At 72.0% G+C, this 9,459-nt stretch carries 10 protein-coding genes; 1 reads left to right on the forward strand and 9 read right to left on the reverse strand.

The window, feature by feature from the left end; genetic code table 11:
* The 6 genes from AC1DXK_RS28765 to AC1DXK_RS28790 all read right to left on the reverse strand — a co-directional run.
* Positions 1–618, reverse strand: a 618-nt coding sequence (locus AC1DXK_RS28765) for an aspartate/glutamate racemase family protein (protein ID WP_477299563.1), incomplete at its 3' end; no start/stop codon positions are given.
* A gap of 8 nt (positions 619–626) precedes the next feature.
* Positions 627–1,445, reverse strand: a complete 819-nt coding sequence (locus AC1DXK_RS28770; RefSeq protein ID WP_477299564.1) for an ABC transporter permease — start codon at positions 1,443–1,445, stop codon at positions 627–629.
* A 9-nt stretch (positions 1,446–1,454) separates the two neighbouring features.
* Positions 1,455–2,276, reverse strand: a complete 822-nt coding sequence (locus AC1DXK_RS28775; protein ID WP_457107182.1) for an ABC transporter permease — start codon at positions 2,274–2,276, stop codon at positions 1,455–1,457.
* A gap of 98 nt (positions 2,277–2,374) precedes the next feature.
* Positions 2,375–3,418: an ABC transporter substrate-binding protein gene (locus AC1DXK_RS28780; protein WP_477299565.1), complete on the reverse strand. Its 1,044-nt coding sequence runs from the start codon at positions 3,416–3,418 to the stop codon at positions 2,375–2,377.
* A gap of 25 nt (positions 3,419–3,443) precedes the next feature.
* Positions 3,444–4,526, reverse strand: a complete 1,083-nt coding sequence (locus AC1DXK_RS28785) for an ABC transporter ATP-binding protein (protein ID WP_477299566.1) — start codon at positions 4,524–4,526, stop codon at positions 3,444–3,446.
* Positions 4,523–5,272, reverse strand: a complete 750-nt coding sequence (locus tag AC1DXK_RS28790; protein ID WP_477299567.1) for a maleate cis-trans isomerase family protein — start codon at positions 5,270–5,272, stop codon at positions 4,523–4,525. Before AC1DXK_RS28790 ends, AC1DXK_RS28785 begins: the two co-directional genes overlap by 4 nt.
* Before the next feature lie 175 nt (positions 5,273–5,447).
* Between AC1DXK_RS28790 and AC1DXK_RS28795 the strand changes: the two genes are divergently transcribed.
* Positions 5,448–6,182 (forward strand): GntR family transcriptional regulator, encoded by a 735-nt coding sequence (locus AC1DXK_RS28795; RefSeq protein WP_477299568.1) that lies wholly within the window; start codon positions 5,448–5,450, stop codon positions 6,180–6,182.
* A gap of 187 nt (positions 6,183–6,369) precedes the next feature.
* Here the strand turns inward: AC1DXK_RS28795 and AC1DXK_RS28800 are convergent, their stop codons facing one another.
* From AC1DXK_RS28800 to AC1DXK_RS28810, 3 genes are all read right to left on the reverse strand, one after another.
* A complete protein-coding gene (locus AC1DXK_RS28800; protein WP_477299569.1) occupies positions 6,370–6,618 on the reverse strand; it encodes a PilZ domain-containing protein in 249 nt (82 codons plus the stop codon).
* A gap of 215 nt (positions 6,619–6,833) precedes the next feature.
* Entirely contained in the window at positions 6,834–8,381 is a 1,548-nt protein-coding gene (locus AC1DXK_RS28805; protein WP_477299570.1) for a GGDEF domain-containing protein, read from the reverse strand.
* Positions 8,382–8,513: 132 nt separating this feature from the next.
* The coding region (locus AC1DXK_RS28810; RefSeq protein WP_477299571.1) for a HAMP domain-containing sensor histidine kinase at positions 8,514–9,459 on the reverse strand (946 nt) is incomplete at its 5' end.

The following is a 9,459-nucleotide window of genomic DNA, read 5'->3' on the forward strand; positions in this document are numbered from 1 at the left end:
GCCCAGGGCCGCCGCCAGCGGGTCGACCAGCGGCACCGGCACCGCGTCCCGCAGGGTCGTGGCGAGGCCGGCGAGCGGCGCGCCCGCCAGGATCACCGCGTCGGCCCCCTCCCCGACCGCCCGCTCGGCCAGGGCCAGGATCTCGGGCCGCAACTCGTCCTGCACCTCGCTCACCGCCTGGAACGGCCGGCGCACCGCGTAGAGGCCGGCGCAGCGCGCCGACAGGCCGGCCAGGGCGACCGCATCCTCGTACCAGGGCAGCAGCGCGGGCGCGAAGGTGACGATCGCGAACCGCGCCCCGAGCTGGCAGGCACTCAGCATCGCGGCCTCGGCCATGCCGACCACCGGCATGTCGAACAGTTCGCGCGCCGCGATCAGCCCGGGATCGCCGTAGGCCGCGATGACCGCGGCGTCGTGTCCGGCTTGGTGCGCGGCCAGCGTCTCAAGCACGGCCGCGCCGGCGAGCTGCGCCTCGGCCCGGCTCGCGATGTAGGGCAGGCCGGTCGCCGCCGTGAGCGCGGTAATCTTCGCATCGGGGGCCAGCGCCGCCTCGGCCGCCCGCGCCATGCGTACTGTCATCGCCGCGGAGGTGTTGGGGTTGAGGAGCAGGATCCGCATCGGGGGTCTCAGCCGGCGAGCCGGCGGGACAGCCCGGCGGCCCGCTCCATCACCACCGCCAGCACCACGGTCACCAGGATCAGCAAGCTGGAGGCCGCCGCCACCGTGACGTCGAGGCGGCCCTCCAGGTCCTGCCACATCCGGATCGGCAGCATGTCGGTGGCGGCGTCGCGCAGGAACAGCGAGACCGGAACGTTGTCGAAGCTCGCCATGAAGGCGATGAAGGCGCCGGCCAGGATGCCGGGCCGGATCAGCGGCAGGGTCACCCTGCGGAACGTGTAGAGGCGCGAGGCGCCGAGCGAGGTCGAACTCTCCAGCAGCACCGGATCCATCTGCGACAGGGACGCCACGGTGGTGCGGACCACGAAGGGCACGCAGACCACGGTATGGCCGAGGATCAGGGTCAGCGGCGAGACCGGGATGCCGGCGAGGCTGAACAGCATCAGGGCGGCGAGCCCGAAGGCCAGGGCCGGCAGGACGAGGGGCGACAGGAACAGGCTGTCGAGGAGCCGCGCGGACAGGCGCGGCGACCGGGCGATGGCGAGCGCGGCGGCGGTGCCGAGCACCACCGACAGGAGGGTCGTCCAGCCCGCCACCACGAGGCTGTTCCAGGCGGCGGCCCGGAGCTGCTCGGCGTCCGCCAGGGCCGCGTACCACCGCAGGGAATAGCCCGGCGGGGGGAAGCGCAGGGAGAAGCCGCTGGTGAACGAGACCACCACGACGATCACGGTCGGGGCCGCCAGCAGGACGAGGCACAGCCCGGCGAGCAGCAGCACGGCGCCGTGGAAGCTGAACCAGTCGAGGTCGCGACGCAGGCTGGTCCTCATCGGCGCCCCTCAGGCTTGCGCGTAGCCGCGCGACAGGCGGCCCACGAGGTTGAAGACGGTCACGCAGGCGAGCACCGCCACGAGGAAGACGATCGCGATCGCCGCCGCGAAGGGCCAGTTGTTGAGTGAGGAGGCCTGCTGGTACAGGTACATGGGCATGAACAGCATCTGCCCGCCGCCGATCAGCGACTGGGTGATGAAGGCGGTGATCGCGGCCGCGAAGGTGAGCAGGCAGCCCGCGACGATGCCGGGCAGGCAGAGCGGCAGCGTCACCCGGACGAACGTGCGCCACGCCCCCGCCCCCAACGCCGCCGAGGCATCGGCCAGGTTCGGGTCGATCCGCGCCAGGGCGGTGACCAGCGGCAGCACCATCAGCGGCATCTGCACCTGCGCCAGCGCCAGGACGAGGCCGCCCTCGGTGTAGAGCAGCTTCAGCGGCGTGTCGGTGAGGCCGAGCGCCAGCAGTCCGGCGTTGACGATGCCCTGGCGCCCGAGGATCACGATCCACGCGAAGGTCCGCACCACGACGCTCGTGAGCAGCGGCAGCAGCACGATCAGGGTCAGCAGGCCGCGCAGCCTGCCGGGCGCCCAGGTCAGGAGCAGCGCCAGCGGCAGGCCGAGGAGGAGCGTGAGCGCCGTGACCTCGACGCCGAGCCACAGGGTCGCCCCGAGCACCCTCAAGGAGAACGGGTCGAGCAGGAACCGGGCGTACTGGTCGAGGCCGAACCGGGACATGCCCGGATCGGCGTAGAAGCTCACCAGCACGAGGAGCGCCAGCGGCGCCAGGAAGAAGACGAGGAAGAACGCCCCGAGCGGCAGCGCGAGTCGGATGTCGTAGGCCGCCGTCCAGGCGCGGCCCGGACGGAGGGGCGCCGCGACCGGGCCGGTCGCCGCGACCGAGCCGGTCGCCGCCAGGGCCGGGTCGGCGGTCACACCCGGATCTCCCGGTTGAAGCGCTCGATCCAGGCCGACCGGCTGCGGTTGATCGCGGCCCAGTCCTGGAACACCGACTTGCGCTTCAGCTCGTCGGCGTCCTTGGCCAGGACCTTCGCGACCTCACCGTCCATCGCCACCTTCCGGTTGGTCGGCACGATCAGGTAGGGGCTCTGCATCAGCTTGGCCTGCACCTCCGGCGAGAGGGCGGCCTCGATCAGCTTGAAGGCCAGCTCCTTCACCGGCGTGTGCTTGACGATGTGGATCGTCGTCTTGAAGGCGATGATGCCCTCCTTGGGTGCCGCGAACTCCACCGGGACGCCCCGGGCCTTGAGGATCTGGATCGCGTTGAAATTGCCCGGCCCGATGTCGACCTGCTCCTGCTGGTAGAGGGCCGCGAGCGCCCCCGGATTGGCCGCGACCGCGGCGAGGTTCGGTTTGAGCGCCTCCAGAGCCTTGAAGCCGGGCTCGACATTCGTCTCCGATCCGCCGTGCATCCGAGCGATCTCCACGAGGAAGCCGGTGCCCAGCGTCGAGTTGAGGTTGGTGATGCCGACCCGGCCCTTGAATTCGGGCTTCCACAGGTCCGCCCAGGAGGTCGGCGGCGTCTTCACCTTCTCTGGGTTGTAGGTCAGCCCGACGATCTGGAAGAACGGCGCCGGACCCATCGGCTCCTGCGCGTCCGCGATCAGGTCGCCGTAATGCGCCGATTGCGCCACCGGATAGGGCTCGACGAGGTCCTGGGCGATCGCCGTGAGGGCGGGACCCGGATCGTGCAGCATCACGTCGATCGGCGGGTTGGAGCGGGCCGCCTGGACCTTGGCGATCTGGTCGACCGAGAGCATCGGATCGAGGATCACGTCTCCGCCCGAACTCTTGCGGAAGGCCGGCACCAGCACGGCCCGGTGGGCCTCCTCCCAGCTGCCCGTGAAGGTCGCGAAGACGAGCTTGCGCGCCTGGGCGCGGGACAGGCCGGGGAAGGCCTGCGCGGCGCCGAGGGTCAGGGCGCCGGCGAGGAGGCTGCGGCGGTGCAGGGGCATGGTCGGGTCTCCGGGCGGCTCGGCTTCAGGAGCGGGGATCGGGGAAGACGCCGACCCGCTCGGGCGCGGTCGGACGCAGGGAGACGCGGGTACCGGGCGGCCGGGGTCCGGCGCCCGCGGCCCTGGCCTCGGCGGTCTTCAGGCGGGCGCCGCCGTCCAGTCGGATCTCGTGGACCAGCGTGGAGCCGAGCGGCAGGCCGATCTCGACGGTGCCGCCGAGCCCCTCCCCGTCCGTCGCGAAGACGACGTGCTCGGGCCGCAGGCAGGCGGCCACCCGGGTCCCGTCCGGAAGCGCGGTGCGCGCGGGGAGCAGGCCCCCCGCCTCGAGCGCGACCACGCGGTCGCCCCCCGGCTCCGTGGCGAGCCGCCCGTGCAGGACGTTGGCCGTGCCCACGAAGGTGTTGACGAACAGCGTCCCGGGGCGGTCGTAGACCTCGGTCGGGGCCGCGAACTGCTCCAGGCGGCCGGCGTTGAGCACGGCGACACGGTCGGCCATCGACAGGGCCTCCTCCTGGTCGTGGGTGACGATCAGCGTGGTGGTGCCGGCGCTGCGCTGGATGCGCTTGATCTCGATCTGCATGTCGAGGCGCAGGTTCTTGTCGAGGGCCGCGAAGGGCTCGTCGAGGAGCAGGATCGAGGGGCGCACGGCGAGCGCCCGGGCGAGCGCCACGCGCTGCTGCTGGCCGCCCGACATCTCGCGGGGGAAGCGCCCGGCGAGGTGCTCCAGGCGCACCAGCGCCAGCATCTCGGCCACCCGGGCCTTCTGCTCGGACCGCCCGACGCCCCGGGCGGCGAGGCCGTAGGCGACGTTGTCGGCGACGCTCATGTGGGGGAACAGGGCGTAGTTCTGGAACACGATGCCGACGGTGCGGCGGTTCGGCGGCAGGTGGTCGACCGCGTGGCCACCGATGATCACGCGCCCCTCCGTCGGCTTCAGGAAGCCCGCCACCGCCCGCAGCAGGGTGGTCTTGCCGCAGCCCGAAGGCCCGAGAAGCGCGACGAGTTCGCCCCCCTTGATGTCGAGGGTCACGGTGTCGACGGCGAGCGCCGCCCCGTAGCGCTGGGTGATCCCGTCGAGGATCAGGGCGGTGCCGGCTGCGGCGCTCACGGCCGCCCCTCCCCGTCCGCCGCGAATACGCTGCCGTGCGCGGCGAGGTCCGCCGCCGAGCATCCGGCGAGTCCGAGACCCTTCCACAGGGTGACCGCCACCGAATCGAGCACCGGCACGCGGAGTTCGGCCTCCAGGGCCGGGGCGAGCGTGGCGCCGGCGAGATTGGTGCAGACGATCGCCACCGCGTCGACGCCCGCGGCCGCCACCGCCCGGACCATGCCGGAGATGGCCTCCGGACCGGCCTCCGCGAAGGCGAAGTTCTCCGACAGGCCGAGATGGCGCTCGGCGGTGCAGTCGAAGCCGGCCGCGCCCCAGTTGGCCTGGATCCGGCGCTGAACGTCGCCGGTATAGGGCGTGACCAGACCGATCCGCCGGTAGCCCCGGGCGCGGAACAGGTCGCGGAAGGCGAGGGCCGAGGTGGAAGCGGGGCAGCCGGTCCGGTCCGTGATCGCGGCGCTGAGGCGCTCGTCGGCGTCGAAGCCGAGCCACGCGCCGGAGGTGCCGTTCCACAGGATCGCGGCGACCCGGGCGTCGGCGAGCAGCTCGGCCGCGATCAGGATCGGCTCGGGGTCGAACTGGTCCAGCGCCGCCGCCGACAGGCCGATCTCCGTCACGCGGAAGCGGGCGAAATGCGCGCTCACGCCGGCGCACCCGACGAGCAGATGGGCGGTGGCCGGCTCAAGGACGCTGTTCGACGAGGGCGTCAGCATGCCCAGACGCGTCGTGCCGTTCGATCGCTGCATCAGATCCATCCCCGACGGCCGGAGCTTCCGACAGGTCCGGACGGGGAACAAGGTATTTTCTGCATGGTGCATGCAATTTGCGCAACTGCATGATAAGTCATCCCAAGAGGGCGAGAAATAGGTCACCGGCCGGCGGGTCGGACGCGCTAGGCTGGCGCGGGGAGCGGGAGGATCGATGGACGTCGTCGCACGTGGCCGGGGTCGGCCCCGCAAGGCCCTGGTCGTCCCGACCGCGCAGCTACCGCGGGCCGGCCTGCACGAGCAGGCGGCGGCCCGACTCAAGGACATGATCGTCCGCGGCGTGCTGCCGGCGGGCGCGACCCTCGTCGAGACCGACCTGTCGGCCGCGCTCGGGGTCTCGCGGACGCCTCTGCGGGAGGCCCTCAAGCTGCTGGCCGCCGAAGGGCTGGTCGAACTGCACCCGAACCGCAGCGCGCGCGTCCCGGACTGGACGCCCGAGGAGATCCTGGAGCTGTTCGAGGCCCTGGCCGGCATCGAGCGGCTGACCGCGGAACTCGCGGCGCCGCGGATCTCCGACGCCCTGATGGACGATTTGCGCGGGAAGCAGGCCCAGCTCGACCGCATGCATCGGGACAAGGTCCTCGACGCCTATTTCGCCCTCAACCAAGAGATCCACCGGACGATCGTCACCGCCGCCCACAACCGTCCCCTGGCGGAGGTGCACGCGCCCCTCCAGGCGCGCGCTCAATGGGCACGTCTGCGCGCGCTCTCCAGCGGCAGCCGCTGGGAAGAATCCGCCCGGGAGCACCGCGACCTGTTCGCGGCCCTCGACGCGCGGGACGCCGCCGCGGCCGGGGCCATCGCCCATCGCCACGTGCTGCGGACCGGCGTGGTCATTGCCGAGACGCTGCGGGCTCGGCGCGCCGAGCCCGCTTCCGGCACCGCCTGACCGGGCGGCGCCAGTCCCCGCCTCCGGTCGCCGGTAAGGAAGTGTTAACCCTGTCGCGTCATCGGTGAGTCACCAGCCGGACGCTGGCCTTCCACGCCCATCCGATCCGCCCCTCAACACGGGTGGGCGTGGAAGCCCCTGGCTCGGCCCCACGGTTCTGCCACACGGGTCCGGCCATGGCTCCCCGTCAGAGGTCGCCGAACGCCACGCCGAGTTCGGTCTCGCTGCGCCACGTGACCCGTACCGACCGGCGCTGACTGGCGATCCCGTAGGACAGCACGAAGGCGTCCGGAACGCCGATCACGCTCACGACGCGCAGGCGGGCACCGCCCTCCGAGACGTTGCGGACCGTGCAGTCGATCGCACCGCCGCCGGCGAGCTCGATGTGCCCCTCGAGGAGCGTTCGTCTGCGGGGCGACGCACGTCTGTCGTCCATCCTCGTTACCCTTCGGCTTGCGGGGCCGGATTCCACGCGAGATCCTCACGCGCATCGCTGAACCGACGGGCGGGTCCGGTGCCCATCCGTCGTCGGGGCGCGATGACGACGGGCGGCACGGGCCGATGCGTCAGCCATCGGCGCGATGAGATCACAGGGTTGGTGTCGATTCCGTCAAGAAATTAGCCCCGCAGCGCGATCGCCGCCGGGCGCCGTCAGGACGTCTTCACCAGTTGCAGGCCGCCCTTCTGGGGCGGTGGCGCCGGCGCGGTCGCGGTCGCGCTGCGGGTCTGATTGCGACCGCCATTCTTGGCCTCGTACAGGGCGCCGTCCGCCAAGCGGTACAGGTCTGGCAGGGGCGCGTGCCGGTCGCCGCCCGGCAGCGCGGTGGCGAGCCCGATGCTCACGGTCACGGCGCCCGCGCCGATCCCGGCCGACGGGACCGCCAGCGTCGCGACCTCGGCATGGACCGTGTCGGCGACGCGCAGGGCGCCGGCCCGGTCCGTCTCCGGCAGGAGCAGGGCGAATTCCTCGCCGCCGATGCGGCTGACGAGATCCTGAGGGCGGTGCACGCTCGCCGACAGGCAGCGCGCCAGGGCCTGCAGGATCGCGTCGCCCACCGGATGGCCGTAGCGGTCGTTGTGGCGCTTGAAATGGTCCGCATCCACGATGAGCAGCGACACGGGCTGGCCGTCGCGCCGGGCCGCAAGCAGTGCCTGCTGGTACAGGACCTCGAAGCAGCGGCGGTTCGGCAGGCCGGTCAGGGCGTCGGTGCGCGAGAGAGCCGCCATCTCGGCCCGCAGCGCTTCCCGTCGGCGCAACTCTCGTCCGAACAGGAGCGACAGGGCGATCGTGAGACCGCACAGCACCAGCACGATGCTGCCGATGACGGTCGCCCGAGCCCACCAGTCCGCCTCCACGTCCCGGGTGGACAGGGCGACGTTCAGGATCAGCGGCAGGCCGGCGATCCGCGAGAAGGTGTAGTTCCGCTCGATGCCGTCGCGCACGGAGGTGCTGACGAAAGTGCCGCGCCCCTCGCGCAGGAACCGCTTGAAGATCGAGGCCTGCGCGATGTTCGCCCCGAGATCGGCCTCCGCGTAGGGGTAGCGCATCAGGCGGGTGCCGTCGCTCAGGTACAGGTTGATGGCGCCGTCCGGACCGAGGTCGATCTCGCTGAACAGATGCATGAAGTAGGACAGCTTGACGGTGCCCAGGACCACGCCGCCGAAGCTGCCGTCGGACTTGTCGATGCGGCGGCTGAACGGGAGCATCCGCTCGCCGTCGAGCCGCGACACGATCGGGCGACCGACATGAAGGCCCAGTCGGCCGCTCACCCGATGGATCTGAAAATACTCGCGGTCCGCGTAGTTGCCCTTGCGCGGCGGCACGGCGCCGATGTCGTCGACGACGTCGCCGTGCTCGTCGATGATCAGCATCACGCCCATGTCGCGGGCAGTCGCGGCGCGGTCGAACAGGATCAGCTGGCGCAGGCGCGGATCGGCGTCCGCGAGGCCCGGCACCTTCAGATTGTCGACGGCGGCCTGGATCGAGAGATCGTACATCTCGATGTTGCGCGCGATATCGCGTTCCAGGACCTGCAGGAGGTTCCGGGATGTCTGTTCGGCCCTGTCCCAGGCGTCCCGGCGCAGGTCGGACAGCATCAGGCCGGACGTCACGACCATGCCCAACGGGGCCAGGACGCCGAGCGCGATCCAGGTACGGGCCGATCGCAGAAAGGAACCGGCGCGCCGCAACAGGTTCATCGGCCCCACACAGGCGTCGTTTCGTAGCAGGGCATTGGCATGCCGCGCATTAACCGCGGCTTTCGCGCCGGCCCGGCCGAGACCCTCACGGGCGAATTCCGGGGATGAGGAGCCACGTGTGACGGATGGCACTCACGGGGCCGCCTGACGGGCGGCGTCCGTCTCAGCGTGCGGGAAGCGCAACTCGACATGGCAGCCGCCGCCCGCCGCGTCGCGGATCGCCACGGAGGCGCCGTGCAGCTCGGCGATCGCCGCCACGAGGCTCAGGCCCAGGCCGTGGCCGGGCGTCTGGCGGGCTGTCTCGGCGCGGTAGAAGCGGTGGAACACCTGGGTGCGCTCACCGGGCGGCAGGCCGGGTCCCGAGTCGGCGATCGTCACCACGATCGCGTCGTCGGCATGCTGCAGGGCGGCACGCACGCGCCCGCCGGGCGGCGTGAACTTCAGGGCGTTGTCGAGCAGGTTCGAGACGGCCTCGAAGCACAGGTCGCGGTCACCGTGGACGCGGTAAGGCCCGGCGGGCACCGAGAGCGTGAGGTGGATGTCCTTCTCCTCGGCCAGGGGGGCGTGGAACTCGACCGCGACGGCGGCCACCTCGCCGAGATCGACCTGCGTGAACGCGCCGCGACGCCGCCCGTCCTCCATCTCGCCGATCCGCAGCACGGCGGTGACCATGGCGAGCGTCTGGTCGATCCATACGAGCCCCTGGTCGATCGCCTCGCGGAACTCCCCGACGGTCCGGGCCTGGGACCGGCTGCGCTCCAGCCGGGCGCGCAGGCGGGTGAGCGGCGTGCGCAGATCGTGGGCGACGGCGTCGCCGACGCTGCGCACCTCGCCGAGCAGCCGCTCGATCTCGTCGAGCATCCGGTTCACGGTCCGGGTCAGCCGGTCGAACTCGTCGTCGTGGGGACCGACCGGCAGGCGCTTGCCCAGGTCGCCGCGCATCACCTCGGCCACGGCGGCCTCCGTGGCGGCGAGGCGGCGGCGCGCCCGGCTCGTGAGCAGAAGCCCGCCCAGGGCCGAGAGCGCCAGCGTCGGCACCAGCCCGAGCCCGAGGGCGCGCAGGGTCGTGGCCTTCACG

This window comes from Methylobacterium sp. P3_A11 (genome assembly GCF_056403155.1).